The sequence below is a fragment of the Streptomyces sp. P9-A4 genome (assembly GCF_036634195.1).
Taxonomy (GTDB): domain Bacteria; phylum Actinomycetota; class Actinomycetes; order Streptomycetales; family Streptomycetaceae; genus Streptomyces.
In genome coordinates, this window is record NZ_JAZIFY010000001.1 from 3,927,363 (window position 1) to 3,953,625 (window position 26,263).

Genomic DNA, 26,263 nt, shown 5'->3' on the forward strand with positions numbered 1-26,263 from the left:
GGCATCCCGGCCAGCGGGCTACTCTGGCAGGCGTGAAGGTCCTCGTCATCGGCGGCGGCGCCCGCGAACACGCCCTGTGCCGCTCTCTCTCCCTCGATCCCGACGTCACCGCTCTGCACTGCGCGCCCGGCAACGCCGGAATCGCGGAGGTCGCCGAGCTGCACCCCGTCGACCAGCTGGACGGCGAGGCCGTCGCGCGCCTCGCCACCGGGCTCGGCGCCGACCTGGTCGTCGTCGGCCCGGAGGCCCCGCTCGTCGCCGGTGTGGCCGACGCCGTCCGCGCGGCCGGCATCCCCGTCTTCGGCCCGTCGCGCGAAGCGGCGCAGCTGGAGGGCTCCAAGGCGTTCGCCAAGGACGTCATGGCCGGCGCCGGGGTGCCCACCGCCCGCAGCTACGTCTGCACGACCCCCGAGGAGATCGACGAGGCGCTCGACGCCTTCGGCGCTCCGTACGTGGTGAAGGACGACGGCCTCGCCGCCGGCAAGGGCGTCGTCGTGACCGACGACCTCGCCGTGGCCCGGGCCCACGCGCTCGCGTGCGACCGGGTGGTCATCGAGGAGTACCTCGACGGCCCCGAGGTCTCGCTCTTCGCGATCACCGACGGCACCACCGTCCTCCCGCTCCGGCCCGCGCAGGACTTCAAGCGCGCGCTCGACGGCGACGAGGGCCCGAACACCGGCGGCATGGGCGCCTACTCGCCGCTGCCCTGGGCCGATCCGAAGCTGGTCGACGAGGTCCTGGAGACCGTCCTCCAGCCGACCGTGGACGAGCTGCGCCGCCGTGGCACGCCGTTCTCGGGCCTGCTGTACGCGGGTCTGGCGATCACCGGCCGCGGTGTGCGGGTCATCGAGTTCAACGCCCGCTTCGGCGACCCCGAGACCCAGGTCGTCCTGGCCCGGCTCCGTACCCCGCTCGCGGGCGTCCTGCTGAACTCGGCCAACGGCACCCTGGACGACCAGGCTCCGCTGAGCTGGAGCGACGACGCCGCCGTGACCGTGGTCGTCGCCTCCCACAACTACCCGGACACCCCGCGCACCGGGGACCCGATCGAGGGTCTGGGCGAGATCGCCGAGCAGGACGCGCCGCACGCGTACGTGCTCCACGCCGGTACGAAGCGGGACGGCGACGCGATCGTGAGCGCCGGTGGCCGCGTCCTCTCGGTCACCGCCGTCGGTACGGACCTGGCGGAGGCCCGCGAGCGCGCCTACGCGGCGGTCGGCCGCATCCGCCTTGACGGCTCGCAGCACCGTACGGACATCGCGCGGAAGGCCGCCGAGGCCTGATTCGGGCCGGTATCAACCGGAATCTCCGGGTTCCTCTTGTGGCCGTGCGGTGGAGAAGCAGTGCACCGTACGGCCGCCCGAGCGCCATCACCTTTGCCCAAAGCCATTCCATCGAGTGACGGCACGGCCATACGGGTGACGCCCGCCACAGCCCCAACTAGGGTGCGGCGAAGGCGTTCCGGCACTTGGCCCACCGGCATTGCGATGTCAGTGGCGGGTGCCACAGTGGGGGAGTGAGCAACACCGCCACAGGCAGTCCCGACGTGGGCAGGAGGGGGTGATGTACGGCGTGTCCGGTACCGGTTCCGTTGTCGGCGAGGAGTGGGGTGCGCGGGCCGCGCACTCCCGGGCCCTCGCGGTCCTCAGGGTCCGCGGTAGGGCGCTGGGCCTCGCGGTCCTCCCCGCCGCCGTCGCCGTCGTGCTGTACGCGGGCGGGGTCACCGGCCACTTCACGGGCGCCGGCTGGGACACGGCCCGCTGGGTGGTGACCGTCCTCGCGGTGCTCGTCCTGGTCGCCGCCACGACCGTCGCCCTCGTCGTCGTACGGGCCCGCCCGGCCGCGACACCGACGGTGGAGCTCTCCGAATCCGCCGCGCCCGACCTCTACCGGCTCGTCCGGGACCTCGCCGACCGGCTCGACGTCCCCGCCCCCGCCGCGATAGCCCTGACCCCGGACTGCGACAGCTGGCTGGAGGACCGCACCCACCGGGCGCACCGGTCCCCCCACGCGCTGCGCGCGCCGTCCGGTGGGGCGGGCGGCAGCGGCGGCTCCGACGGTGCTCCCGTCCTCGTCATAGGTTCGCCCTTCCTGTGGTGGATGCGCGTGGGCGAGCTGCGGGCCGTCCTCGCCCCCGTCGTCGCCGGTACGGGCCCCGCCGCACACCCCGACATAGCCGCCGCCCGCCGCTTCGTCCGAGGTCTGGACGCCGCCGTGGCCGTGCCCGGCGACCCCGGCCTCGACTCCGTCCGCCGGCTCGGCGCGCGTGGTGTCGGGCAGGTCGCCCGGGTCCTGCTCCGCGCCTGTCGCGGGCACGCCGCCGAGATGGAGCGCGGGGTCGCCGCCGCCGGCTCGGAGCGCGCCCAGGCCGTGGACTACGGCGTACGGATCGTCGCCCAGGAGCAGGTCGGCCTCGCCTACGCGGGCTGGGACCGCCTCCTGACCCGGGTCGCGCTGCCCGCCTGGCGGATGGGCCGCTGGCCCGCCAAGCTCGACGCGGGCGTGGTCTCCGCCCTGAGCGAACTCTCCCGCCGGGACCGGCTCGCGGACGGATTCTCGTCCCGGCTCAGCGAGCGCCCGGCCTGCGACCTGCTGGAGGAGCCGGGTGTGGTCGACGAGGCCACCTCCCTGCTCGCCGCCCGCCTCTTCCACGGCGGCCCGGCCGAACCCGGCCCCGACTGGTCGCCGGTGGAGTGGAGCGAGTACCCGGAGGAGGTCGTCGACCGGAAGTGGCGTACCGACGCGGCCCGGCTCCATGAGGTCCTCGACGGGCTGGGCGTCGCCGACTCCCCGGCCGGGAAGCCGACGGGCGCCGACGGCCCGACGCTGACCAGGGTGATCGCCCACCTGTCCACGACTCCGGGGAAGCCGACGCATGGGGTGACGGAGACGGCGGAGGCAGGGGCAGAGGCAGAGGCAGGGGCAGAGGAGACGGGCGGCCCGGACACCGACGGCCCGGACACCGACGTCCTGGAGACCGACGACCCCGACGTCACCGACGACGGCGCCCACCTCCTCGACGAAGTCGAAGTCGATCCCGAAACCGGCATCGGTGACGGTATCGACAGCGAGCCCGTCAATCCCGCCGCCGAAGCACTCGCCGCCGCGCTGAGTGTTCTCCTCGCCCGCGAGGAGGCCGCCCGGGAAGCCCGTGTGGCCACTGCCGCCACGGCGTCCGCCCCGGCCGCCACCCCCGCGGAAGCGGCCTCCCGGAGTGCCGGGAGCGACGACCGGACCGGCTCCCCGCCCCCCGTGGTCAGCGGCCCCGACGGGCCCCTGCCGCTGTTCCCGCTCCAGCCGCCCCGCAGTGGCCGCGACCTGCTCGCCGACCATGTGACCGCGATGGTCTGCTGTGCGGCCGTGGACACCGCCGAGGCCGTCCCCGGCCTCGACTGGCTCGACGGGCCCGCCCTCCTGGTCGGCGGCGAGCGGGCCGCCGATCTGGGCCCCCGGGTCCTCGCTCTCGTCGAGGACGGCGATCCGGAGCCGCTGCGCGTCTGGCTGGCGCGTACGGGCGTCCGCCCCGAGAAGCCCGTGCGCCTGATCTGAGCCCGGCCGGGACCACGAGAGCGCACCCCCGCCCCACGGGAGCCCGCCCCCGCCCCGCCCCACCCCTCCCGGAGCCCTGAGTTCCACTCTCGTCAATTCACGACGAACGGTGACGGAGTGCGTGCGTTATGTGATGTGCTGGAGACCGTCACTGACAGAGGCACGGACCAGCGGCATCGACCAGCCACGAGCCGATCACCGACCCGGGGGAGTCGAGGGAGGGGCGCAGCATGGGGGCTGACCAGATCAGGCGGTGGGAGTCGGGCGCGCTCGCGCACGCCGTCACCGATCCCTTCGGCCAGGGCCCGCTGCCCTGGCTGCGCGGTTCCGAGAACTACTTCGACGACACCGGCCAGATGGTCCCCTGGTACGCGGACGAGATCCTGGCCAGGGGCGGCTGCGGAGGCCCGCGTACGGCCGACGACGTCCGGCGCCAGATCAAGGGCTTCGCGTCCGTCGGCGCCGTGTCACCGGGCGAGTCGATCGACTTCCACATCACGGTGGACCCGCCGCAGCAGTTCTCGGTCGACGTCTACCGGATCGGCCACTACGGCGGCGACGGCGCCGCGAAGATCACCACGAGCCCGCGTCTCTCCGGGATCGTCCAGCCCGCCCCGCTCACCGCCGACCGCACGGTGTCGTGCCACCACTGGTGGCAGTCCTGGCGGCTGCAGGTCCCGTCCTACTGGTCGATCGGGGCGTACGTCGCCGTGCTCACCACCGCCGACGGCCACCGCTCGCACATCCCCTTCACGGTCCGCGACGACCATCCGGCCGATCTGCTCCTGGTCCTCCCGGACGTGACCTGGCAGGCGTACAACCTCTATCCGGAGGACGGCCACACCGGCGCGAGCCTGTACCACGCGTGGGACGAGGACGGCAGGCTGCTCGGTGAGGAGGAGGCGGCCGTCACGGTCTCCTTCGACCGCCCGTACGCGGGCGCGGGGCTGCCGCTGCACGTCGGACACGCGTACGACTTCATCCGCTGGGCCGAGCGCTACGGCTACGACCTGGCGTACGCCGAGACGCGCGATCTGCACGCGGGCCGGGTCGACCCCAGCCGCTACCGGGGCCTGGTCTTCCCCGGGCACGACGAGTACTGGTCGGCGCCGATGCGGCGGACCGTCGAGCTCGCCCGCGACCAGGGCACCTCGCTGGTCTTCCTCTCCGCGAACACCATGTACTGGCAGGTGGAGCTGGGCCCTTCGCCGTCCGGGGTGCCGGACCGGCTGCTCACCTGCCGCAAGCGGCGCGGCCCCGGCCGCCCCGCGCTCTGGCGCGAGGTCGACCGCCCCGAGCAGCAGCTCCTCGGCATCCAGTACGCGGGCCGGGTGCCCGAACCCCACCCGCTGGTCGTACGGAACGCCGACCACTGGCTCTGGGAGGCCACCGGGGCCGGCGACGGCGACGAGCTGCCGGGCCTGGTGGCGGGCGAGGCCGACCGCTACTTCCCGCGTACGGCGCTCCCCGAGCACCAGGGCCGTATCCTGCTCGCGCACTCGCCCTACCGGGACGGCGAGGGGGCCCTGCGCCACCAGGAGACCTCGCTCTACCGGGCCCCGTCCGGGGCGTGGGTCTTCGCGTCCGGCACCTTCGCCTGGTCGCCGGCGCTGGACCGGCCCGGCCATGTCGACGCCAGGGTCCAGCGCGCCACCGCGAACCTCCTCGACCGGATCTGCAAGAGGGACTGAGCGGGGGGTCACAGGGCCGGGCGGCCGGGGCCGCCCGGATGTGCGAGAGAATCGGACACGCTCCTGGATCAACCTACGCGGAGGAACCGTGTCCGGATTCGTAGAAAAGCCCGAGCCCGTCCAGGTCCCGGGCCTGACCCATCTCCACACGGGCAAGGTGCGCGACCTGTACCGCGACGAGGCCGGTGACCTCGTGATGGTGGCGAGCGACCGCATGTCCGCGTTCGACTGGGTGCTGCCCACCGAGATCCCCGACAAGGGCCGGGTCCTCACCCAGCTCTCCCTGTGGTGGTTCGACCAGCTCTCCGACCTGGTCCCGCACCACGTCCTCTCGACCGAGCTGCCGGCCGGCGCCCCCGCCGACTGGGCGGGCCGCACCACGGTCTGCAAGTCGCTGGACATGGTCCCCGTCGAGTGCGTGGCCCGCGGCTACCTCACCGGCTCCGGGCTCCTGGAGTACGACGAGTCCCGTACGGTGTGCGGCCTCGCGCTCCCCGAGGGGCTCAGCGACGGCTCCGAGCTGCCCGCCCCGATCTTCACCCCGGCGACGAAGGCCGCCGTCGGCGACCACGACGAGAACGTCTCCTACGAGGAGGTCGCCCGCCAGGTCGGCGCCGAGACCGCCGCGCTGCTGCGGCAGACGACCCTCGCCGTGTACGGCAGGGCCCGGGACATCGCCCGCGACCGGGGGATCATCCTCGCGGACACCAAGTTCGAGTTCGGCTTCGACGGGGAGACGCTGATCCTCGCCGACGAGGTCCTCACCCCGGACTCCTCGCGCTTCTGGCCGGCCGACCAGTGGCAGCCGGGCCGCGCCCAGCCCTCGTACGACAAGCAGTTCGTCCGCAACTGGCTGACCTCCCCGGCCTCCGGCTGGGACCGCAAGAGCGAGCAGCCCCCGCCGCCGCTCCCGCAGGACATCGTGGACGCCACGCGTGCCAAGTACCTGGAGGCGTACGAGCTGCTGACCGGCAAGGCCTGGTCCGACAGCTTCTGAGCCCCCGTCCTGGCCCCGGCCCCCGGCGTTCGCGTCGGGGGCCGGTGTCGGGGCCACCCGTACGGGTACGAGAAAGCCCCCGGTCGATTCGACCGGGGGCTTCTTCATGGAGCGGACGACGAGATTCGAACTCGCGACCCTCACCTTGGCAAGGTGATGCTCTACCAACTGAGCCACGTCCGCATGCGCCGTAGCGCGGGGCCAACTATACCCAACCTTTCGCCTGTGCGAGACGCACCGCCGTGTGCCGGTTCTCCGCACCGAGTTTCGCGGCGGCCGACGAGAGGTAGTTCCGGACGGTTCCGGGGGAGAGGGAGGCGCGCCGGGCGATCTCCGCGACGGGCGCCCCGTCGGCGGAGAGTTCGAGCACCTCGGCCTCCCTGGCGGTCAGCGGGGAGTCCCCCGCGGCGATGGCGTCGGCCGCCAACTCCGGGTCCACATAACGGTTTCCGGCGTGTACGGCACGGATGATCTCGGCGAGCCGCTGGGCGCTGACGGTCTTCGGCACGAAGCCGCGGACGCCGGCCGCGAGGGCCCGCTTGAGGTGCCCGGGGCGGCCGTGACCGGTCACGATCATGGTGCGGCAGCCGGGCAGTTCGTCCCGCAGCGCTGTGGCGACCCTCACACCGTCCGCGCCGAGGTCGACGCTCCGGAGGGAGCTGCGTACGGCCTCGACCATGAGGAGGGGCACGAGGAGGGCGCCGACGAGCGCGGTGCGGTTGCGGCCGAGGAGGGTCAGCTCGGCCCGCCCGAGCGCGAGGAGCCGCGTACGGGAGGGGAAGCGCCGGGCGGGCAGGTGACGGGGAGGGAGGTGCCGGGCTGGGCTGCTCATCGGACGCCCCCCGCTCCGAGCGCGTCCGACCACGTCCCCGCCTCCGCCTCCTCCTCCGTCTCCCCCGCACCCCGTGTCTCCCCCGCACCCCGCCCCGCGATGTAGAGGAACGCCTCCTCCAGCGAGGCCGCGCGCGCGTCGAGTCCTTCGAGTCGTACGTCGTTCTCCCGGGCCCAGCCGAGCAGCGCGGCCAGGTCGTCCTGGAGGGAGGCGGTACGGATCTCGACCCGTCCGCCGTCCTCGGCGGCCCGCAGGTGCAGCGGGAGCCGGGCGGCGGGCACTCCGGAGGGCAGGACGAAGCGGATGCGGGCCGGCCGGGCGGCGGTGACCTGGGCGGGCGTTCCGGAGAGCACGATCCGCCCCTGGTGCATGATCGCGAGCCGGTCGGCCAGCGTCTCGGCCTCCTCCAGGTAGTGGGTGGTGAGGACCACGGTCGTGCCCTCGTCGCGCAGCGCCCGCACCAGCTCCCAGGTGTCGCGCCGCCCTTCGGCGTCCAGTCCGGTGGTCGGCTCGTCGAGGAAGAGGACCTCGGGGCGGCCGAGGAGGGCGAGGGCGAGGTCGAGGCGGCGCCGTTCGCCGCCGGAGAGCTGCTTGATCCGGAGCCGGTGGTGGGTGCCCAGGCCGACGGCCTCCAGCGCCTCGCCGGTGGGCCGGGCTCCGCTGGTGCAGCCCGCCCACATCCTTACGGTTTCGGCCACCGTCAGATCGCTGGGGAAGCCGCCCTCCTGAAGCATCACGCCGATGCGGGGGCGGACGGCGGCCCGCTCCCGGTACGGGTCGTGGCCGAGGACGCGGGCGGTGCCGGCGCTCGGGGCGGCGAGGCCTTCGAGGAGTTCGACGGTGGAGGTCTTGCCGGCGCCGTTGGTGCCGAGCAGGGCGAAGATCTCGCCGCGCGGGACGGTGAAGGTGAGGCCGCGGACGGCCTCGAAGCCTCCGGAGTAGGCGCGGCGGAGGTCTTCCGCTTCGATCGCGTGGGTCATGTGTCCAGGCTTCCGGCGGCGGGGGCCGTCCGGCAGTGCGCGCCGTCATCACCCGCTTCTGACAAATGTCATGGGGGCGGCGGAGGTGAGAGGCGTGGGGATACGACGAAGGCCCCGGTTCCTGAGAACCGGGGCCTTCGTACTCCTGAGCGGACGACGAGATTCGAACTCGCGACCCTCACCTTGGCAAGGTGATGCTCTACCAACTGAGCCACGTCCGCATTGCTGCCGCTCGGCTTTCACCGGGCGGTGCGAGCACCACTCTACCTGATGCACCGGAGTGCTTCGGACTTGCGATGCAGAGCGGGTGACAGGAATTGCACACTGCGCCTTCCCCCTGGAAGGGGGATGTTCTACTACTGAACTACACCCGCACGCTGCGTGAGGTGGGACCTTGTCGGCCTCGCCCCTCGGCGTGTTCCAGACTTTAGCCGATCATGGGGGGTGGAATGCAAATCCGCCCCTCGGAGCGGTGTCGCCCGGCTGCCTCGCCCGGCCGCCGGGCCCACCCGGACCCGCCTCGTGCCCGGCCTCAACTCGCCGCGCGGAACGCCTCGTAGACCCGCTTCGGGATCCGGCCGCGGGCCGGCACGTCCATCTTGTTGGACTGGGCCCAGGCGCGGACCGCCGCCGGGGCGGGTGCCAGTGAGGTGTGGGTGTACGTCTCCACGGAGGCGCCCCGGCCGGCCGTCGCCCTGGCGGGCAGCTTGCGCCCGGCGGCGAGGTACGGCGCGAGCGCCTTGCGGAGTTTCTTTGCATTGGCAGCATTCAGGTCGATCTCGTACGTCTTCCCGTCGAGGCCGAACGCGACCGTTTCAGCCGCTTCTCCGCCGTCCATGTCGTCGGAGAGAGTGACCACCACACGCTGAGCCACGGATATCGGTCCTTTCCTGCGGCCGATGCCGCAGAGGAGGCGCTTGTGGCGCCCCTGACGTGCGGCGATGTCGACGGTACGGCTGTGCCGGGACAATGCTGCTTTCTTCTGGATTCCTTTGTACAGCGGTGGGCGGCGCATTGTGAAGCCCTGGCAATTGTTTCAGCGTGTCCCGGGGCAATGAGGTTCGCAATATTTCACTCGAATTTTGCGTGGGTGTGCTCGGGCGGGGGCATGGGTGGTGTTCGTCGGCGGAGCGGCCCTCTGGCCTGGCTTTTGGAGGATCCTTCAGATCTCTACCCGCGTAGAATTTGGAGACAGGTACGCTGAGGGAACCGCCCACGCAACACACCACCGGGAGTGCCAGTGGCACGCGTCGTAGTCGACGTCATGCTCAAGCCGGAGATCCTCGACCCTCAGGGGCAGGCGGTGCAGCGTGCACTGCCCCGCCTGGGATTCGCCGGAATCGCCGACGTCCGTCAGGGGAAGCGTTTCGAGCTGGAGGTGGAGGGGCCGGTCGACGATGCCGCCCTCGCCCGCATCCATGAGATGGCCGAAACCTTCCTTGCCAACACCGTGATCGAAGACTTCGTCGTGAAGGTGGAGTCGTGACCGCACGCATCGGCGTCGTCACGTTCCCCGGAACGCTCGACGACCGGGACGCGCTGCGTGCCGCCCGCCTGGCGGGCGCCGAGCCCGTCTCGCTCTGGCACCGCGACAAGGACCTCAAGCAGGTCGACGCCGTGGTCCTGGCCGGCGGCTTCTCCTACGGCGACTACCTGCGGGCCGGAGCCATCTCCCGCTTCTCGCCGGTGATGGAGACGATCATCGAGCAGGCCAAGGCGGGCATGCCCGTCCTCGGCATCTGCAACGGCTTCCAGATCCTCACCGAGGCCCATCTGCTGCCGGGCGCGATGCTGCGCAACAACCACCTCCACTTCATCTGCCGCGACCAGAAGCTGCGGGTGGAGAACGCGGAGACCGCCTGGACCTCGGACTACGTCCAGGGCCAGGAGATCGAGGTCCCGCTCAAGAACATGGACGGCCGGTACGTCGCCGACGCTCGTGTCCTCGACGAGCTGGAGGCCGAGGGCCGGGTCGCGTTCCGCTACCTGGCCCGCGGCGAAGCCGCTGACGGATACGGAAACCCCAACGGCTCGCTGCGTGACATCGCCGGCATCACCAACGCCGCGGGCAACGTGGTCGGCCTCATGCCGCACCCCGAGCACGCCGTCGAGCCGCTGATCGGCACCGGCAAGACGGACGGCCTCGGTTTCTTCACCTCGATCCTCAAGAAGCTGGTCAACGCCTGATGAGCCTCGACACCGTCAAGCACGCGAGCGAGACGCCGGACAGCGAGCAGCCCTGGAAGGAGCTCGGCCTCAAGGAGGACGAGTACGCGCGCATCCGCGAGATCCTGGGCCGCCGTCCCACCGGCGCCGAGCTCGCCATGTACTCCGTCATGTGGTCCGAGCACTGCTCCTACAAGAGCAGCAAGGTCCACCTGAAGCAGTTCGGCGAGAAGGTCCCGGAGAACGACGCCATGCTCGTCGGCATCGGCGAGAACGCCGGCGTCGTCGATGTCGGTCAGGGATACGCGGTCACCTTCAAGGTCGAGTCGCACAACCACCCCTCGTACATCGAGCCCTACCAGGGCGCGGCCACCGGGGTCGGCGGCATCGTCCGCGACATCCTCGCCATGGGTGCCCGCCCGGTCGCGGTCGTCGACCCGCTGCGCTTCGGCGCGGCCGACCACCCCGACACCAAGCGCGTGCTGCCCGGTGTCGTCGCCGGCATCGGTGGCTACGGCAACTGCCTCGGCCTGCCGAACATCGGCGGCGAGGTCGTCTTCGACTCCTGCTACCAGGGCAACCCCCTGGTCAACGCCGGCTGCATCGGCGTGATGAAGCACGAGGACATCCACCTCGCCAAGGCCTCCGGCCCCGGCAACAAGGTCATCCTGTACGGCGCCCGCACGGGTGGCGACGGCATCGGCGGCGTCTCGGTCCTCGCGTCCGAGACCTTCGACGACACCAAGCCCACCAAGCGCCCCGCCGTCCAGGTCGGTGACCCCTTCCAGGAGAAGCTCCTCATCGAGTGCACCCTGGAGATCTTCAAGGAGAAGCTGGTCGCGGGCATCCAGGACCTCGGCGGCGCCGGGCTCTCCTGCGCCACCTCCGAGCTGGCCTCCGCGGGCTCCGGCGGCATGCACGTCGACCTGGAGAAGGTCCACCTGCGCGACGCGACGCTCTCGCCCGAGGAAATCCTCATGAGCGAGTCGCAGGAGCGCATGTGCGCGATCGTCGAGCCGCAGCACGTCGACCGCTTCCTGGAGATCTGCGAGAAGTGGGACGTCATCGCCGTCGTCATCGGTGAGGTGACCGAGGGCGAGCGCCTGGAGATCTTCTGGCACGGCGAGCAGATCGTCGACGTCCCGCCGCGCTCCGTCGCCCACGAGGGCCCGACCTACCACCGGCCGTTCGCCCGCCCGGACTGGCAGGACGCGCTCCAGGCCGACGACGCCGGCAAGCTGCCCCGGCCGCAGGACGGCGCCGAGCTGAAGGACCAGGTCCTCCGGCTCGTCTCCTCCCCGAACCAGGCCTCCAAGTCCTGGATCACGGACCAGTACGACCGGTTCGTGCAGGGCAACACGGTCCTGGCGCAGCCCGAGGACGCGGGCATGGTCCGTATCGACGAGGAGACCAACCTCGGCGTGGCCATGGCGACCGACGGCAACGGCCGGTACGCCAAGCTCGACCCGTACACGGGTGCGCAGCTCGCGCTGGCGGAGGCGTACCGCAACGTCGCCGCCTCCGGTGCCAAGCCGCTCGCCATCTCGGACTGCCTGAACTTCGGTTCGCCCGAGGACCCGGCCGTGATGTGGCAGTTCGCCGAGGCCACCCGTGGTCTCGCGGACGGCTGCCTCCAGCTGGGCACCCCGGTCACCGGCGGCAACGTGTCGCTGTACAACCAGACCGGTGAGACGGCGATCCACCCGACGCCGGTCGTGGCCGTGCTCGGTGTGATCGACGACGTGAACCGCCGTACGCCGATCGCCTTCGCGGAAGAGGGCCAGCTCCTCTACCTGCTCGGCGACACGCGTGAGGAGTTCGGCGGCTCGGCCTGGTCCGAGGTGATCCACCAGCACCTCGGCGGCATGCCGCCGGCCGTGGACCTCGACCGGGAGAAGCTGCTCGGCGAGATCCTGATCTCGGCCTCCCGCGACGGCATGATCGACGCGGCGCACGACCTGTCCGACGGCGGTCTCGTCCAGGCGGTCGTCGAGTCCTGCCTGCGCGGCGGGAACGGCGCGCGGCTGGTCGTCCCGGAGGGCCTGGACGCGTTCACGTTCCTCTTCTCGGAGTCGGCGGGCCGTGCGGTCGTCGCCGTCCCGCGCAGCGAGGAACTCCGCTTCACCGACATGTGCGGTGCGCGGGGCCTGCCGGCGACCCGGATCGGTGTCGTCGACGGTGACGCCGTCGACGTGCAGGGCGAGTTCGCGCTCTCCCTCACGGAGCTGCGCGAGGCGCACGAGGCGACGATCCCGGGCCTGCTGGCCTGATCCGCGGATCGAATCCGTACGGAACGGAGCCCCCGCTCGGGAAGGGCGGGGGCTCCGTGCTGTCAGCCGGTTCCCCAGAAGGAGTCCGCCTCCACGATGTCGGCGACGCATTCGTCGATGTCGGAGATCTTGCCGCCGACGAGCGTGAAGAACAGTCCGCCGTCCATCTCGATGCCGCGGTCACCGCGGTCGGCGTGGAAGCGGTGTGTGGTGATGGCGTGGCCGCGTCCGTCCACGTACACGCCCTTGAGGGCGACGCGGATGGTGCCGCCGCTCAGCTCGCCGAGCTTGCGGTAGTAGCCGCCTATGACGTTGTCCCGGCCCTTGTAGTGCCCGGAGATCTGGCTCTCGCCGGGCACGTGCTGGGTGCAGTCGCTGGTCATCATGGATTCCAGCGTCGCCATGTCGCCGTTGCCGAACGCTTCGTAGCCCCGGCGCACCAAGGCGGCATCGGGGTGCTCGTGATGGGTCATGGTCCCGTCGCCTGCTTTCGCTGCGATTGGCTCCGTGCTTCCAGTCTCGGCGCTAGCCTCGGCCCATGCCACCGGCCAGGAAACGCGCCCGTAAGTACGACTCCGCCAGGACCAGGGCCGCCGTGCTCGCCCAGTTCGCGCACGTGCGGGAGGCCGTCGCCGCCCTCACTCCGGAGCAGCTCGCCGGGCCGACCCGGCTGGGCGAGTGGACAGTACGGGACCTGGCGGCGCACCTCACGACGGCCCTCGCGTCCCTGACGCGGAAGCTCGCGGAGCCCGAGCCGGCCGGCCGGGAACTCGCCCTGGCCGACTGGCCCACGGCCACGGCCGAGGGCGCCGCGGGCATCGACGCGGACACCCGGGCGATCGACACGGGCGACCTCCCGGCGCTGTACGCGGAGACCCTCGCGCGGTACGAGGAGGCGCTCGCGACCGCCTTCGACGAGAGGATCGTCCCGACCCGCTTCGGCGCGATGACCCTCGCCGACTTCCTCGTCACCCGGACCGTCGAGCTCGTCGTCCACACCGACGACCTGACTGCGGCGACCGGCGCGGACATCCCGTACGACCGGCAGGCCCTCGCCGCCTGCACCCGGCTGCTCGCCGACGCGCTCGCGGCGAAGGCCCCGGGCGGGGCCGTCGAGGTGCGGATCCCGCCGTACGCGGTGGTGCAGTGCGTGGAGGGCCCCCGGCACACCCGGGGCACCCCGCCCAACGTGGTCGAGACGGACCCGCTGACCTGGGTCAGGCTGGCGACGGGCCGTACGGAGTGGGCGGCGGAGCTGGACGCGGCCCACGTGAGCGCGAGCGGCGAGCGTGCGGACCTGGAGGACCTGCTGCCCCTGATGGGGTGACCGAAGGAACCGTACGGCGGGCAGGTCCGTCCCACCTCCATGCCGAAGCCACGAGCCCTCGCCGCCCTGGTCCCGCTCCTGCTCCTCACCGCCTGCGGTACGGAGGGAGGCGCCGGCTCCGGCTCCGGCACGCTCTCCCCGGACCTGCCCGTCACCGGTACGCACTGGAGGATCGACGCCGTCACCGCCGACGGCAGCAGGTCCGCCGCCCCGCCCGGCGCCCGCCTCGACTTCGGGGAGAACGGCCGTGCCGAGGGGAACAGCGGCTGCAACCACTTCGGTGCCACGGTCGCCGCGCACGGCGACACCCTCACGGTCACCCCGCGGGAGATCACCCGGATCGGCTGCCCGGCCGACCAGGAGCGCTTCGAGAAGGCGCTGTTCAAGGCCCTCGGCGGCCCGCTCAAGGGCACGATCGCGGACGCCCGGTTCACCCTCGCCTCGGCCGACGGCCGCGACGGCCTCGAAATGACCACCGAGCTCGGGGCCCCGCTGCGCGGCACCACCTGGAAGATCGACGGACTCCTCGCCGGGGACACAGCCTCCTCCCTGCCCGCCGGCAGCGAGGCCAAGGCGCGCTTCGTCATCGGCGAGGACGGCCGGGTCACCGGCAACCTGGGCTGCAACAACTTCTCCGCGTCGGCCCGGGTCGAGGGGAAGACCCTCAGGATCGAGGGCCCGGCGGCGACCACCCGGATGATGTGCACCAGCCCGCAGATGCGGCTGGAGACGAAGCTGTACGAACTCCTCGACGGCCCGCTCACCTACCGGCTCGACCACCGCACCCTGACCCTCACCGACACCAGGGGCGAGGGCCTGACGGCGACGGCGGAGAAGACCGCGGGTCAGAGCCCCGCCGCTCAGTAGGGGAGCAGCCCCGCGTCCGTCCGTTCCCAGGCCGCCCGGCGGGCCTGTCAGCGACCGTCCCGCTCCCCGGGGCGTACGACATCCCCCGTACACACGCCCGTCACGGCGGCCCCGGACGGACCCGGACGATAGGGAGGAACCTCCCAGGGGTGACGGGCCCCGGGGGCCGGGCGCGCGCGGCCCGGGACCGGTGGGGAAGGTGCACTCCGTCACATCGCGGGGCGGTTTCCGGCCTGGTACGAGCGTCCGCTCGGTGAGGTCCCGGAGCCCGGAACCCTTCCGGCGCCTGCCTCGTAGGGCCCTCCAAGCCGGAGTTGATCATTTCGTGCGAACGTACGAGCGGGACCGACCCCGTAATTCCTCAATTCGGACCAGTGGTCGAGCCCGTCTACACTCGGAAACGTGCCACGTGGTGACGGTCGACTCAATCACGACTTGCTCCCCGGAGAGAAAGGCCCCCAGGACGCTTGTGGCGTCTTCGGTGTCTGGGCTCCGGGTGAAGAGGTCGCAAAGCTCACGTACTTCGGGCTCTACGCCCTCCAGCATCGGGGCCAGGAATCCGCGGGTATCGCGGTCAGCAACGGCTCCCAGATCCTCGTCTTCAAGGACATGGGCCTCGTGTCCCAGGTCTTCGACGAGACCTCTCTCGGTTCCCTCCAAGGTCATATCGCGGTCGGTCACGCCCGCTACTCGACCACCGGGGCGTCCGTGTGGGAGAACGCGCAGCCGACGTTCAGGGCGACCGCCCACGGCTCGATCGCGCTCGGCCACAACGGCAACCTGGTGAACACGGCGCAGCTCGCCGAGATGGTCGCGGACCTGCCCAAGAAGGAAGGCCGCAGCACCCGTGTGGCGGCCACCAACGACACGGACCTCCTGACGGCGCTCCTCGCCGCCCAGGTGGACGAGGACGGCACGCCGCTCACCATCGAGCAGGCCGCCGCGAAGGTCCTCCCCGACGTCCGGGGCGCCTTCTCCCTCGTCTTCATGGACGAGCACACGCTCTACGCGGCCCGTGACCCGCAGGGCATCCGCCCGCTGGTCCTCGGCCGTCTGGAGCGCGGCTGGGTGGTCGCCTCCGAGTCCGCCGCCCTCGACATCTGCGGCGCCAGCTACGTCCGCGAGGTCGAGCCGGGCGAGATGATCGCGATCGACGAGAACGGCATCCGTACCTCGCGATTCGCGGAAGCGAAGCCCAAGGGCTGTGTCTTCGAGTACGTGTACCTGGCCCGCCCGGACACCGACATCGCCGGCCGGAACGTGTACCTCTCCCGTGTGGAGATGGGCCGCCGCCTCGCGAAGGAGGCGCCCGTCGAGGCCGACCTGGTGATAGCGACTCCGGAGTCCGGCACCCCGGCCGCCATCGGCTACGCCGAGGCCTCGGGCATCCCCTTCGGCGCGGGCCTGGTGAAGAACGCCTATGTCGGGCGCACCTTCATCCAGCCCTCCCAGACCATCCGCCAGCTCGGCATCCGGCTGAAGCTGAACCCCCTCAAGGACGTCATCAAGGGCAAGCGCCTGGTGGTCGTCGACGACTCGATCGTCCGCGGCAACACCCAGCGCGCCCTGGTGAAGATGCTCCGCGAGGCCGGCGCGGCCGAGATCCACATCCGGATCTCCTCGCCGCCGGTGAAGTGGCCCTGCTTCTTCGGCATCGACTTCGCCACCCGCGCGGAGCTGATCGCCAACGGCATGTCGATCGACGAGATCGGCACGTCGCTGGGCGCGGACTCGCTCTCGTACATCTCGCTCGACGGGATGATCGAGGCGACCACGATCCAGAAGCCGAACCTCTGCCGTGCCTGCTTCGACGGCGAGTACCCGATGGAGCTGCCGGACCCCGAGCTGCTCGGCAAGCAGCTCCTGGAGACCGAGCTGGCCGCCGGCCCGGCCGCCACCGCGGCCTCCGACGCGCTCCGTCGCCCGTAAGACCCCCGCAGTAACGCAGTAACGACACGAAAGCTCTGAACCATGTCTCAGACCACTGGTGCCTCCTATGCGTCCGCGGGCGTCGACATCGAAGCGGGTGACCGCGCCGTCGAGCTCATGAAGGAGTGGGTGAAGAAGACGCAGCGCCCCGAGGTCCTCGGTGGCCTCGGCGGTTTCGCCGGCCTCTTCGACGCCTCCGCCCTCAAGCGCTACGAGCGTCCGCTGCTCGCCTCCGCCACCGACGGCGTCGGGACGAAGGTCGACATCGCCCGCCAGATGGGCGTGTACGACACGATCGGCCACGACCTGGTCGCGATGGTCATGGACGACATCGTCGTCTGCGGCGCCGAGCCGCTCTTCATGACCGACTACATCTGTGTCGGCAAGGTCCACCCCGAGCGGGTCGCCGCCATCGTCAAGGGCATCGCCGAGGGCTGTGTCCTGGCCGGCTGCGCCCTGGTCGGCGGCGAGACGGCGGAGCACCCGGGCCTCCTCGGCCCGGACGACTTCGACGTGGCCGGCGCGGGCACGGGTGTCGTGGAGTACGACCGGCTGCTCGGCGCCGATCGCATCCGTACGGGGGACGCGGTCATCGCCATGGCCTCCTCGGGTCTTCACTCCAACGGGTACTCGCTCGTCCGGCACGTGCTCTTCGACCGCGCGGGCATGGCCCTGGACCAGCAGGTCGAGGAGCTGGGCCGGACGCTCGGCGAGGAGCTCCTGGAGCCCACCAAGATCTACTCGCTGGACTGCCTGGCCCTCACCCGGACCGCGGACGTCCACGCCTTCAGCCACATCACGGGCGGCGGTCTCGCGGCCAACCTGGCCCGGGTGATCCCGGACGGCCTGCACGCCACGGTGGACCGTTCGACCTGGGCGCCGGGCGCGATCTTCGACCTGGTCGGCAAGGCCGGCCAGGTGGAGCGCCTGGAGCTGGAGAAGACGCTGAACATGGGCGTCGGCATGATGGCCGTCGTGCCGGCCGAGTCCGTGGACGTGGCCCTGACGGCGCTGGCGGACCGGGGCGTCGAGTCCTGGGTCGCGGGCGAGATCACCGAGCGCGGGGCGCACACGACCGGCGCGGAGCTGGTCGGGACGTACGCGGTCTAGAAGCGTCGCGAAGCAGTACGAGGCCTGTACGGCGGGGCGCTCCTGAGGGGCGCCCCGTTCGCGTTGTCCGGGTCTCCTGGGCCGCCCCGGCCGCGGACAGCACAGGAACCCGGCCGGGTGTTCCCCGGCCGGGTTCCTGCGATGCGATTCAGAAGGTCAAGCGCGACGCGGGGACGCACTGGGACCGGACTCGTCGTCCTCGTCCTCGTCGTCCTCGTTGTAGAGATCCGCGTACTGGGCGTACGGGTCGTCTTCCTCGTCGTCGTCCTCGAACGGCTCGCCATTCGGCGGCTGGTTCGAAGTCGAAGCGCCCAGCTCATTGGCCAGACGCGTCAGGTCTGTCCCGCCGCTGCTGTACTTCAGCTGGCGGGCGACCTTGGTCTGCTTGGCCTTTGCCCGGCCGCGCCCCATGGCTCGACCCCCTCGGTGACGGGGCTCGTTGGCCCCAGAGTCTTGACACGCGTTCATGATTCGGAACGGACTCTCGACAGAGAGACCGGTCCGTAGGGCTTCAACGGTACCTGTTTCCGCGGGTCTACGGTACGCCGCGCGCATCACATACCCCGGTACAGAACCATCGAGGAGCCCGTTCCTCGCTGGTCAATCGCGATTTTAACCTCTTCTTGAGGTCCGACCCGCCGAGGGGCGTGAGCGAAGTCTCCCCGCGTCGGCCCCGCGCCGGCCCCCGAGTGGGCCCCGCGGTCTCCCTACGGGGCCCCGGCGGCGGGCCGGCCTCGTGCGCCGCTCAGGCGCGGCGGGCGTCCGCCATCCGCTGCTCGGCGATCCGGTCGGCCGCCGCGGCCGGCGGAATTCCGTCGGCCTTCGCACGTGCGAAGATTTCGAGGGTGGTGTCGAAGATCTTCGTCGCCTTCGCCTTGCAGCGGTCGAAGTCGAAGCCGTGCAGCTCGTCGGCGACCTGGATCACGCCACCGGCGTTGACCACGTAGTCGGGCGCGTAGAGGATCCCGCGGTCCGCGAGGTCCTTCTCGACGCCGGGGTGGGCGAGCTGGTTGTTGGCCGCGCCGCAGACGATGGCCGCGGTGAGGACCGGCACGGTCTCGTCGTTCAGGGCGCCGCCGAGCGCGCAGGGCGCGTAGATGTCGAGACCCTCGACGCGGATCAGCGCCTCGGTGTCGGCGACCACGGTCACCTGCGGGTGCTTGTCGGTGATCCGGCGCACCGACTCCTCGCGCACATCGGTGATCACGACCTCGGCGCCGTCCGACAGAAGGTGCTCGACGAGGTGGTGGCCGACCTTGCCGACGCCCGCGACGCCGACCTTGCGGCCGCGCAGGGTCGGGTCGCCCCACAGGGTCTGCGCGGAGGCGCGCATGCCCTGGAAGACGCCGAAGGCGGTGAGGACGGAGGAGTCGCCGGCGCCGCCGTTCTCGGGGGAGCGGCCGGTGGTCCACTGGTTCTCGCGGGCGACGACGTCCATGTCGGCGACATAGGTGCCGACGTCGCAGGCCGTGACGTACCGGCCGCCGAGCGAGGCGACGAAGCGACCGTAGGCGAGGAGGAGCTCCTCGGTCTTGATCTGCTCCGGGTCGCCGATGATGACGGCCTTGCCGCCGCCGTGGTCGAGACCGGCCATGGCGTTCTTGTACGACATCCCGCGGGCCAGGTTGAGCGCGTCGGCGACGGCCTCGGCCTCGGTGGCGTACGGGTAGAAGCGGGTGCCTCCGAGGGCGGGGCCCAGGGCGGTGGAGTGGAGGGCGATGACGGCCTTGAGGCCGGTGGCGCGGTCCTGGCAGAGCACGACTTGCTCGTGGCCACCCTGCTCCGAGTGGAACAAGGTGCGCAGTACGTCAGCAGGAACGCCGGTCACATCGGTCACGGTGGTGACTCCCAAGTACGAAGCGGCGGTTTGCGGCCTCCCTACGGGTGGGGGAGGACCAGTTCGGCAAGAGAGTAAGTCCTACCTGGGCGTAGATCGGCGCCAGTGCTCAGGATCACCCCCTCGGGGAGTACCTCCGTGGAAGGATTCGCGACATGTCGGTCGCCTCCTCGGTCCTCATCCCCTACGCGTCCTATCTGCGGGTGTACGAGCCGCTGGCCGCGTTCCCCGAGCCTGAGCGGACCCACTGGGCCGGCTACGCCCGCAGGCCGCGTACGCCGGGGGCGCAGGAGGAGCTGCGGCGGTCGCTGGCCGACCTGCTGCCCACCCCGCCGGTCCCGGTGCCGGTCCACGAGAGCGCGGAGGCCTTCGTCGCCCGGCTGGACGGCGTGGTGGTGGTCTGTCCGTGGCGGACCCGGCTGCGGGGCTGGCTGGCGCTCCAGGAGCTGGACGGCCAGTTCCCCGGGCCGGTGCTCGACGCGATGCTGCCGCCCGTGGTGCGCGGCCAGGTGGCGAGCGACTACGAGCGGTGGCTCGAAAGGAACCCGGACGCGCGCCCGTGGATCCGTACGGCGGTCTGGCAGGTGCCGCTGCGCTGGTTCGCGCTCTTCGGGGACGAGGACCGGCAGTACGAGCCGGGGGACCCCAGGGGGACGGCGGAGGGCCGGGCGCCGGTCCTGCGCTACCGGACGACGATGGCGCAGGCGCGCCGGCGTCTCGCGCGGGCGCTGCGGGCCCTGCGGGAGTCGATCGACGACGGTCCGATGACGGAGGGCCTGATCGAGGTGGGGCGCTGGCTGGAGGAGTTCCATCCGCGGGCGCTGGTGGAGCTGGACTACGGCGGTCTGGTGCACGTGGTCCCGGAGGAGTGGCTGGCCGAGGACCGGTCGGCGGCGCAGCTGGCGGAGGGGATCGCCGCGCTGCGGGCGGGCGACGGCGAGGCGGCGAGCGACGCGTACGGGCGGCTCGCGGAGCGCTGGCGGGTCGTCAGGGACCTGCGGTTCGCGAACTGACGTCAGCGGTTCGCGAACTGACATCAGTCGGGCATCTTCGTCAGGTCGGTATCGACAAGACATGTCCGGCGGGTGTAAATGATCTTCGGGGTTGTCCGAATACCGCATGACCGGTTTGCTGTGCACGGTGTCGTGCGGGTCTTTCGGCACCCTTGGGGCGGGGACGTTGGTCCTGATCCGGGCCTTTGGCTCAAGCGTGACGGACAGCACTTAACGCACCCTTGCGCCCATCACCCACCCTCGTGCCAAAATAGGACAAGGAGTCCGGGGAGGGTTCCTTCCGCCCATCTGTGGGCGGAACGCTCAGCATTGCACTCTATGGGGGGTCTGAGGACTCCTGATCACCCTGTGACTGATCGTCACAGTGGTGTGACTGTCCGTTATGGCATGGTCCATCGACTTCCGCCGCTGATGAACACCTGCGAGGGCAATTCCATCGGTTTGGCCGACGTGGCTGGACGGATGGTGTAGTTGTAGTGCCGAGGACAAGCCGTTCGTCCTATAACCGACTCGGCCCGCTTCTGCCATTTCGGGCAACGCGGGTCAAGGTGCAGAATTTAGAGGAAAGAACCGAGATGGTTCGGTTCTCCCGAGGAGGCCGCTCATGACCGCTCGCACCCCTGATGCCGAGCCGCTGCTGACCCCTGCCGAGGTTGCCACGATGTTCCGCGTGGACCCGAAGACGGTGACCCGTTGGGCGAAGGCCGGGAAGCTCACGTCCATCCGCACGCTGGGTGGGCACCGCCGCTACCGCGAGGCCGAGGTTCGCGCGCTGCTGGCGGGTATTCCGCAGCAGCGCAGCGAGGCCTGAGGTCGCGCACACACCCTGCTGTACCCGTAACACCGGGCCGCTCCGGATCCCCCAATCCGGTGGCCCACCCCTAGCTCTGCCGACGGATTCCTGCCCCAACAGGCCTTCGTCATCGATCGCGCTGGACTCCGCCGGGTCTGGCGCGATCTTCTTTTGTGTCCGGCGCCACTCCTCGGGGGCCGGTGCAATTGCACATATTAAATCGGGCTGGTGTAGGGAGGGTGTAAGTGAAGCGGTTTCTGAAACTGCCTCAGTGACACCCGTCACACTGGCGAAGTCTTGCCAAAGAACAGCCTCCCACTGCGAGGAAGGCTCCCAACCCGCCGTTGGTCATGGGTCGATGGGACTTTCGTCCTCAGTGGCCGGCGGCTCCTGCCGCGGCCGGCCTCCCGGCTCCCCGGGCCCCGCCTCCGGCTCCCCGGCCGGTTCAGCCCCCTCCGGGGGCTCCGGAGGCTCGGGAAGCTCCATGGCGAGCCGCAGGAGGCGATGGCAGACCGGACAGTGACGCGTGAGATGTCCGTAGCGGGAAGCGGCCGCCAGATGGGCGCGCAGCAGTGCTCCCGTGTCGTGCCGTGCTGCGGACGCCGCGGCCATGCGCGACCACCTCCGGTGTGGCCCCCGAATCCCTGATGTCCGGGGTACCGGCGGGCGCGTGGCCCCGTCAAGACACGGAACACGACGAAGGCCCGCATCTCGCGATGCGGGCCTTCGTGAAAAGCGAACCTGACGGGACTTGAACCCGCGACCTCCACCTTGACAGGGTGGCGAGCTAACCAACTGCTCCACAGGTCCTTGCTTGCAGCCCCTCGTAAGTGGCCGCGAGAAAGACTGTACAGCAGGTCAGGGGGTCTGGTCGAACTCACCGACGGCGAGGTCCCGGCTAGGGCCTGTCGTCAAACTCCCGCCTGCCCCGCGGGCGACGGCGGGAGTGTGACGACAGGCCCTAGGGCGCCGCCGCGTCGATCGCCTTCACGATCCGCTTGTCCGAGACCGGATACGCCGTCCCCAGCGCGTGGGCGAAGTAGCTCACCCGCAGCTCCTCGATCATCCAGCGGATGTCGGTCACCTCGGTGGGCACCGGGCGGCCCTTGGGGAGCTGTTCGAGCAGCCAGGCGTACTCGTCCTGCATCTCCTGGACCTTCTCCATCCGGGTGGTGTCCCGCTGCACCCCGGTCGGCATCTGCTGGAGCCGCCGGTCCACCGCCACCAGATAGCGCATCAGGTCCGGCAGCCGCTTCAGCCCCGTACGGGTGACGAACCCGGCCGGCATCAGCCAGGCCAGCTGCGCCCGCACGTCGGTCAGGTTGTTGATCAGGGCCAGGCTGTTCGTCGACTTCAGCCGGCGCTCGCAGGCCTGCCAGGCCGCCAGGATCTGCTGGACCTGGCCCACCGTCCGTACCGTCGTGTCCACGAGGTCCGCGCGGACCCTGTCGTACAGCTTCCGGAACGACTCCTCGTCCCACGCCGGGCCGCCGTGGTCCGCGATCAGCCGGTCGGCGGCGGCGGTCGCGCAGTCGTCGAAGAGGGCCTGGATCGAGCCGTGCGGGTTCGAGGACAGGGCCAGCTTCTGCTGGTTGGTCAGCTTGTCCGAGGCGAACTTCGCCGGGTTCACCGGGATGTTCAGCAGGATCAGCTTCCGGGTGCCCCGCCACATCGCCCGTTCCTGCTCGGCCTCCGAGTCGAAGAGCCGTACGGCGACGGTCGCGCCCTCGTCCACCAGCGCCGGGTACGCCTTGACCGGCTGTCCGCCCCGCTTGGTCTCGAAGACCTTCGTGAGCGTCCCGATCGTCCAGTCCGTGAGCCCCGTGCGCTCCAGGGACGGCCCGGAGCCGTCCGGGCCCCCGGTGGCCGCCGCGGCGGCCTGCGAGAGGGCCTTACGGGCCTTCGGCCGCAGCTGGAGCCGCAGCGTCTCCAGGTCCTTGTCCTCGGCGAGCTTGCGGCGCCGCTCGTCGACGATCCGGAAGGTCACCTTGAGGTGCTCGGGCACCTTCGCCCAGTCGAAGTCCTCGGCCGTGACCGGGACGCCGACCATCCGCTGGAGTTCGCGGGCGAGCGCCCCCGCCAGCGGCTCCTGCACCGGCACGACCGCGTCCAGGAAGCGGGTCGCGAAGTTCGGCGCGGGCACGTAGTGGCGGCGGATCGGCTTGGGCAGGGAGCGGATCAGCTCGGTGACGACCTCGCCGCGCAGACCCGGGATCTGCCACTCGAAGCCGTCGTCCGTCACCTGGTTCAGCACCTGGAGCGGGATGTGGACGGTCACGCCGTCCGCGTCCGCGCCCGGCTCGAACTGGTACGTCACCCGGAACTTCAGCGGGCCCTGCCGCCACGAGTCCGGGTAGTCGTCCTTGGTGACCGCCCCCGCCTTCTCGTTGATGAGCATCTCGCGCTCGAAGTCGAGGAACTCCGGTTCCTCGTGGCGCTTGTGCTTCCACCAGGAGTCGAAGTGGGCACCGGACACGACGTGTTCCGGGACGCGCTTGTCGTAGAAGTCGAACAGCGTCTCGTCGTCGACGAGGATGTCCCGGCGGCGGGCCCGGTGCTCCAGCTCCTCGACCTCGGTCAGGAGCTTGCGGTTGTCCGCGAAGAACTTGTGGTGGGTGCGCCAGTCGCCCTCGACCAGCGCGTTCCTGATGAACAGGTCGCGGGAGATCTCGGGGTCGATCCGGCCGTAGTTCACCTTGCGGTCGGCGATGATCGGGACGCCGTACAGCGTGACCTTCTCGAAGGCCATCACGGCCGCCTGGTCCTTCTCCCAGTGCGGCTCGCTGTACGTCTTCTTCACCAGATGCTGGGCGAGCGGCTCGATCCACTCCGGCTCCACGCGCGCGTTGACCCGGGCCCAGAGGCGCGAGGTCTCCACCAGCTCGGCGGACATGACGAAACGCGGGGGCTTCTTGAAGAGCGCGGAACCGGGGAAGATCGCGAACTTGGCGCTTCGGGCACCCAGGTAGTCGTTCTTCGCGCCCTCCTTCACGTCCTTCATGCCGATGTGGCTGAGAAGGCCGGCGAGCAGCGACACGTGGACGGACTGCTCGGGAGCGTCCTCCTCGTTGACGTGGATGCCCAGCTGCTTCGCGACCGTCCGCAGCTGGGTGTAGATGTCCTGCCACTCCCGGATGCGCAGGAAGTTCAGGTACTCCTGCTTGCACATCCGGCGGAAGGAGCTGGAACCCCGCTCCTTCTGCTGCTCACGGACGTACCGCCACATGTTCAGGAAGGCGAGGAAGTCGCTCGTCTCGTCCTTGAACCGGGCGTGCTGCTGGTCGGCCTGCGCCTGCTTCTCCGCCGGCCGCTCGCGCGGGTCCTGGATGGAGAGCGCCGCCGCGATCACCATGACCTCGCGGACACAGCCGTTCCTGTCGGCCTCCAGGACCATGCGCGCGAGGCGCGGGTCGACGGGCAGCTGGGCGAGCTTCCGGCCCTGCTGCGTCAGCCGCTTCTTCGGATCCTTCTCCGCCGGGTCGATCGCGCCCAGCTCCTGCAGGAGCTGCACACCGTCCCGGATGTTCCGGTGGTCCGGCGGGTCGATGAAGGGGAACTTCTCGATGTCGCCGAGGCCGGCCGCGGTCATCTGGAGGATGACGGAGGCCAGGTTCGTACGGAGGATCTCCGCGTCCGTGAACTCCGGACGGGTCAGGAAGTCGTCCTCGGAGTACAGCCGGATGCAGATGCCGTCGGACGTACGGCCGCAGCGGCCCTTGCGCTGGTTGGCGCTGGCCTGGCTGACCGGCTCGATCGGCAGCCGCTGCACCTTGGTCCGGTGCGAGTAGCGGGAGATGCGGGCGGTGCCCGGGTCGATCACGTACTTGATGCCGGGGACCGTCAGGGAGGTCTCGGCGACGTTCGTCGCCAGGACGATCCGGCGGCCGGAGTGCGCCTGGAAGACCCGGTGCTGCTCGGCGTGCGAGAGGCGGGCGTAGAGGGGGAGGACCTCGGTGTTGCGCAGCTGCCGCTTGAGCAGCGCGTCCGCGGTGTCCCGGATCTCGCGCTCACCGGAGAGGAAGACCAGGACGTCGCCGGGGCCCTCGGACTGGAGCTCGTCGACGGCCTCGCAGATCGCGGTGATCTGGTCCCGGTCGGAGTCGTCCGAGTCCTCTTCGAGGAGGGGCCGGTACCGGACCTCCACGGGGTACGTACGGCCGCTGACCTCGACGATCGGGGCCTCGCCGAAGTGGCGGGAGAAACGCTCCGGGTCGATCGTCGCGGAGGTGATCACGACCTTGAGGTCGGGGCGCTTCGGCAGCAGCTGGGCCAGATAGCCGAGCAGGAAGTCGATGTTGAGGGACCGCTCGTGGGCCTCGTCGATGATGATCGTGTCGTACGCGCGCAGCTCGCGGTCCGTCTGGATCTCGGCGAGCAGGATGCCGTCCGTCATCAGCTTCACGAAGGTCGCGTCGGGGTTCACCTGGTCGGTGAAGCGGACCTTCCAGCCGACGGCCTCCCCGAGGGGGGTCCTCAGCTCCTCCGCGACGCGCTCGGCGACCGTACGGGCCGCGATACGCCGGGGCTGGGTGTGCCCGATCATGCCCCGGACGCCCCGGCCCAGCTCCAGACAGATCTTCGGGATCTGGGTGGTCTTCCCGGAGCCCGTCTCACCGGCGACGATCACGACCTGGTGGTCACGTATCGCCTCCAGGATCTCGTCCTTCTTCTGCGAGACGGGCAGCTGTTCGGGATACGTGACCGGGGGCACGCGGGAGGCGCGCCCGTCGACGCGCTCCTTGGCCTTGGCCGCCTCGACGGCGATCTCGTCCAGGACGGCCGCGCGGGCCTCGGGCTTGCGGATGCGGCGGGCGCCTTCGAGACGGCGGCCGAGCCGGTGGGAGTCCCGCAGCGAGACCTCGGCCAGGACGGACTGGAGGGCGGCGAAGGAAGTAGACATAC

The 26,263-nt window shown here is 70.9% G+C and carries 21 protein-coding genes and 4 tRNA genes; 13 read left to right on the forward strand and 12 right to left on the reverse strand.

Annotated elements, in window-relative coordinates:
* Nucleotides 1-32 precede the first annotated feature (32 nt).
* The 4 genes from purD (at nt 33) to V4Y03_RS17625 (ending at nt 6,237) form a co-directional block, all read left to right on the forward strand.
* The gene (gene purD, locus V4Y03_RS17610; RefSeq protein WP_332435529.1) at nt 33-1,283 is read left to right on the forward strand and encodes a phosphoribosylamine--glycine ligase; all 1,251 of its coding nucleotides are present in this window, start codon (nt 33-35) and stop codon (nt 1,281-1,283) included.
* A 280-nt stretch (nt 1,284-1,563) separates the two neighbouring features.
* Nucleotides 1,564-3,549, forward strand: coding sequence for a hypothetical protein (locus V4Y03_RS17615; RefSeq protein WP_332435530.1), 1,986 nt, complete (start codon nt 1,564-1,566; stop codon nt 3,547-3,549).
* Between the two features lie 230 nt (nt 3,550-3,779).
* Nucleotides 3,780-5,240, forward strand: a complete 1,461-nt coding sequence (locus V4Y03_RS17620) for a N,N-dimethylformamidase beta subunit family domain-containing protein (protein WP_317874686.1) — start codon at nt 3,780-3,782, stop codon at nt 5,238-5,240.
* A gap of 88 nt (nt 5,241-5,328) precedes the next feature.
* On the forward strand, nt 5,329-6,237 hold the full coding sequence (locus V4Y03_RS17625) for a phosphoribosylaminoimidazolesuccinocarboxamide synthase (RefSeq protein WP_317874685.1): 909 nt from the start codon (nt 5,329-5,331) through the stop codon (nt 6,235-6,237).
* A gap of 107 nt (nt 6,238-6,344) precedes the next feature.
* Here the strand turns inward: V4Y03_RS17625 and V4Y03_RS17630 are convergent.
* The 6 genes from V4Y03_RS17630 to V4Y03_RS17655 all read right to left on the reverse strand — a co-directional run bounded on the left by V4Y03_RS17630 (nt 6,345) and on the right by V4Y03_RS17655 (nt 8,923).
* Nucleotides 6,345-6,420, reverse strand: a tRNA-Gly gene (locus V4Y03_RS17630).
* 22 nt (nt 6,421-6,442) lie between these two features.
* Complete coding sequence (locus V4Y03_RS17635; protein ID WP_332435531.1) at nt 6,443-7,069, reverse strand: response regulator transcription factor; 627 nt, start codon at nt 7,067-7,069, stop codon at nt 6,443-6,445.
* Complete coding sequence (locus tag V4Y03_RS17640) at nt 7,066-8,049, reverse strand: ABC transporter ATP-binding protein (RefSeq protein ID WP_332435532.1); 984 nt, start codon at nt 8,047-8,049, stop codon at nt 7,066-7,068. The genes V4Y03_RS17635 and V4Y03_RS17640 overlap by 4 nt, the downstream gene beginning before the upstream one ends.
* A gap of 148 nt (nt 8,050-8,197) precedes the next feature.
* Nucleotides 8,198-8,270 (reverse strand) — tRNA-Gly (locus V4Y03_RS17645).
* 81 nt (nt 8,271-8,351) lie between these two features.
* Nucleotides 8,352-8,423, reverse strand: a tRNA-Gly gene (locus V4Y03_RS17650).
* A 158-nt stretch (nt 8,424-8,581) separates the two neighbouring features.
* Complete coding sequence (locus V4Y03_RS17655; RefSeq protein ID WP_317874680.1) at nt 8,582-8,923, reverse strand: histone-like nucleoid-structuring protein Lsr2; 342 nt, start codon at nt 8,921-8,923, stop codon at nt 8,582-8,584.
* A 366-nt stretch (nt 8,924-9,289) separates the two neighbouring features.
* Here V4Y03_RS17655 and purS point away from each other — a divergent pair, with 366 nt between their 5' ends.
* Genes purS through purL form a run of 3 tightly spaced genes read left to right on the forward strand, consistent with a single transcriptional unit; the run spans nt 9,290 to nt 12,485 of the window.
* Nucleotides 9,290-9,535 (forward strand): phosphoribosylformylglycinamidine synthase subunit PurS, encoded by a 246-nt coding sequence (gene purS / locus V4Y03_RS17660; RefSeq protein WP_015035032.1) that lies wholly within the window; start codon nt 9,290-9,292, stop codon nt 9,533-9,535.
* A complete protein-coding gene (purQ, locus tag V4Y03_RS17665) occupies nt 9,532-10,236 on the forward strand; it encodes a phosphoribosylformylglycinamidine synthase subunit PurQ (RefSeq protein ID WP_317874679.1) in 705 nt (234 codons plus the stop codon). The genes purS and purQ overlap by 4 nt, the downstream gene beginning before the upstream one ends.
* Nucleotides 10,236-12,485, forward strand: coding sequence for a phosphoribosylformylglycinamidine synthase subunit PurL (gene purL / locus V4Y03_RS17670; RefSeq protein ID WP_317874678.1), 2,250 nt, complete (start codon nt 10,236-10,238; stop codon nt 12,483-12,485). The genes purQ and purL overlap by 1 nt, the downstream gene beginning before the upstream one ends.
* A 62-nt stretch (nt 12,486-12,547) precedes the next feature.
* On the opposite strand, the gene V4Y03_RS17675 is transcribed toward purL, so the two are convergent.
* Nucleotides 12,548-12,958, reverse strand: coding sequence for a nuclear transport factor 2 family protein (locus tag V4Y03_RS17675; protein WP_317874677.1), 411 nt, complete (start codon nt 12,956-12,958; stop codon nt 12,548-12,550).
* A gap of 65 nt (nt 12,959-13,023) precedes the next feature.
* Between V4Y03_RS17675 and V4Y03_RS17680 the strand changes: the two genes are divergently transcribed.
* The 4 genes from V4Y03_RS17680 (at nt 13,024) to purM (ending at nt 17,718) form a co-directional block, all read left to right on the forward strand.
* The gene (locus V4Y03_RS17680; RefSeq protein ID WP_332435533.1) at nt 13,024-13,812 is read left to right on the forward strand and encodes a maleylpyruvate isomerase family mycothiol-dependent enzyme; all 789 of its coding nucleotides are present in this window, start codon (nt 13,024-13,026) and stop codon (nt 13,810-13,812) included.
* A gap of 39 nt (nt 13,813-13,851) precedes the next feature.
* A complete protein-coding gene (locus V4Y03_RS17685) occupies nt 13,852-14,679 on the forward strand; it encodes an META domain-containing protein (RefSeq protein ID WP_332435534.1) in 828 nt (275 codons plus the stop codon).
* 402 nt (nt 14,680-15,081) lie between these two features.
* Complete coding sequence (gene purF, locus V4Y03_RS17690; RefSeq protein WP_317874674.1) at nt 15,082-16,608, forward strand: amidophosphoribosyltransferase; 1,527 nt, start codon at nt 15,082-15,084, stop codon at nt 16,606-16,608.
* A 42-nt stretch (nt 16,609-16,650) separates the two neighbouring features.
* Nucleotides 16,651-17,718 carry a phosphoribosylformylglycinamidine cyclo-ligase gene (gene purM, locus V4Y03_RS17695; RefSeq protein WP_317874673.1) on the forward strand — a complete coding sequence of 356 codons (1,068 nt, stop codon included), beginning with the start codon at nt 16,651-16,653 and terminating at the stop codon, nt 17,716-17,718.
* A gap of 156 nt (nt 17,719-17,874) precedes the next feature.
* On the opposite strand, the gene V4Y03_RS17700 is transcribed toward purM, so the two are convergent.
* A complete protein-coding gene (locus V4Y03_RS17700; RefSeq protein ID WP_030318267.1) occupies nt 17,875-18,129 on the reverse strand; it encodes a DUF3073 domain-containing protein in 255 nt (84 codons plus the stop codon).
* 334 nt (nt 18,130-18,463) lie between these two features.
* Nucleotides 18,464-19,555 (reverse strand): Leu/Phe/Val dehydrogenase, encoded by a 1,092-nt coding sequence (locus V4Y03_RS17705; RefSeq protein ID WP_332435535.1) that lies wholly within the window; start codon nt 19,553-19,555, stop codon nt 18,464-18,466.
* A 155-nt stretch (nt 19,556-19,710) separates the two neighbouring features.
* Here V4Y03_RS17705 and V4Y03_RS17710 point away from each other — a divergent pair, with 155 nt between their 5' ends.
* Entirely contained in the window at nt 19,711-20,568 is an 858-nt protein-coding gene (locus tag V4Y03_RS17710) for a hypothetical protein (protein ID WP_332435536.1), read from the forward strand.
* A 604-nt stretch (nt 20,569-21,172) separates the two neighbouring features.
* A complete protein-coding gene (gene bldC, locus V4Y03_RS17715) occupies nt 21,173-21,379 on the forward strand; it encodes a developmental transcriptional regulator BldC (RefSeq protein ID WP_003949541.1) in 207 nt (68 codons plus the stop codon).
* A gap of 330 nt (nt 21,380-21,709) precedes the next feature.
* On the opposite strand, the gene V4Y03_RS33910 is transcribed toward bldC, so the two are convergent.
* From V4Y03_RS33910 to hrpA, 3 genes are all read right to left on the reverse strand, one after another.
* Nucleotides 21,710-21,973: a DUF6274 family protein gene (locus V4Y03_RS33910; RefSeq protein ID WP_443079798.1), complete on the reverse strand. Its 264-nt coding sequence runs from the start codon at nt 21,971-21,973 to the stop codon at nt 21,710-21,712.
* A gap of 124 nt (nt 21,974-22,097) precedes the next feature.
* Nucleotides 22,098-22,171, reverse strand: a tRNA-Asp gene (locus V4Y03_RS17720).
* A gap of 151 nt (nt 22,172-22,322) precedes the next feature.
* The gene (hrpA, locus tag V4Y03_RS17725) at nt 22,323-26,261 is read right to left on the reverse strand and encodes an ATP-dependent RNA helicase HrpA (protein ID WP_332435537.1); all 3,939 of its coding nucleotides are present in this window, start codon (nt 26,259-26,261) and stop codon (nt 22,323-22,325) included.
* Between the last annotated feature and the right edge of the window lie 2 nt (nt 26,262-26,263).

Bases quoted from the DNA above. Each gene is read 5' to 3' on its own strand.
- V4Y03_RS17620 (WP_317874686.1), top strand. From the start codon at position 3,780: ATGGGGGCTGACCAGATCAGGCGGTGGGAGTCGGGCGCGCTCGCGCAC.
- purL (WP_317874678.1), top strand. From the start codon at position 10,236: ATGAGCCTCGACACCGTCAAGCACGCGAGCGAGACGCCGGACAGCGAG.
- V4Y03_RS17615 (WP_332435530.1), top strand. From the start codon at position 1,564: ATGTACGGCGTGTCCGGTACCGGTTCCGTTGTCGGCGAGGAGTGGGGT.
- V4Y03_RS17640 (WP_332435532.1), bottom strand. From the start codon at position 8,049: ATGACCCACGCGATCGAAGCGGAAGACCTCCGCCGCGCCTACTCCGGA.
- purM (WP_317874673.1), top strand. From the start codon at position 16,651: ATGTCTCAGACCACTGGTGCCTCCTATGCGTCCGCGGGCGTCGACATC.
- V4Y03_RS33910 (WP_443079798.1), bottom strand. From the start codon at position 21,973: ATGGCCGCGGCGTCCGCAGCACGGCACGACACGGGAGCACTGCTGCGC.
- V4Y03_RS17700 (WP_030318267.1), bottom strand. From the start codon at position 18,129: ATGGGGCGCGGCCGGGCAAAGGCCAAGCAGACCAAGGTCGCCCGCCAG.
- V4Y03_RS17710 (WP_332435536.1), top strand. From the start codon at position 19,711: ATGTCGGTCGCCTCCTCGGTCCTCATCCCCTACGCGTCCTATCTGCGG.
- V4Y03_RS17680 (WP_332435533.1), top strand. From the start codon at position 13,024: ATGCCACCGGCCAGGAAACGCGCCCGTAAGTACGACTCCGCCAGGACC.
- V4Y03_RS17685 (WP_332435534.1), top strand. From the start codon at position 13,852: ATGCCGAAGCCACGAGCCCTCGCCGCCCTGGTCCCGCTCCTGCTCCTC.
- V4Y03_RS17635 (WP_332435531.1), bottom strand. From the start codon at position 7,069: ATGAGCAGCCCAGCCCGGCACCTCCCTCCCCGTCACCTGCCCGCCCGG.
- V4Y03_RS17675 (WP_317874677.1), bottom strand. From the start codon at position 12,958: ATGACCCATCACGAGCACCCCGATGCCGCCTTGGTGCGCCGGGGCTAC.
- hrpA (WP_332435537.1), bottom strand. From the start codon at position 26,261: ATGTCTACTTCCTTCGCCGCCCTCCAGTCCGTCCTGGCCGAGGTCTCG.
- bldC (WP_003949541.1), top strand. From the start codon at position 21,173: ATGACCGCTCGCACCCCTGATGCCGAGCCGCTGCTGACCCCTGCCGAG.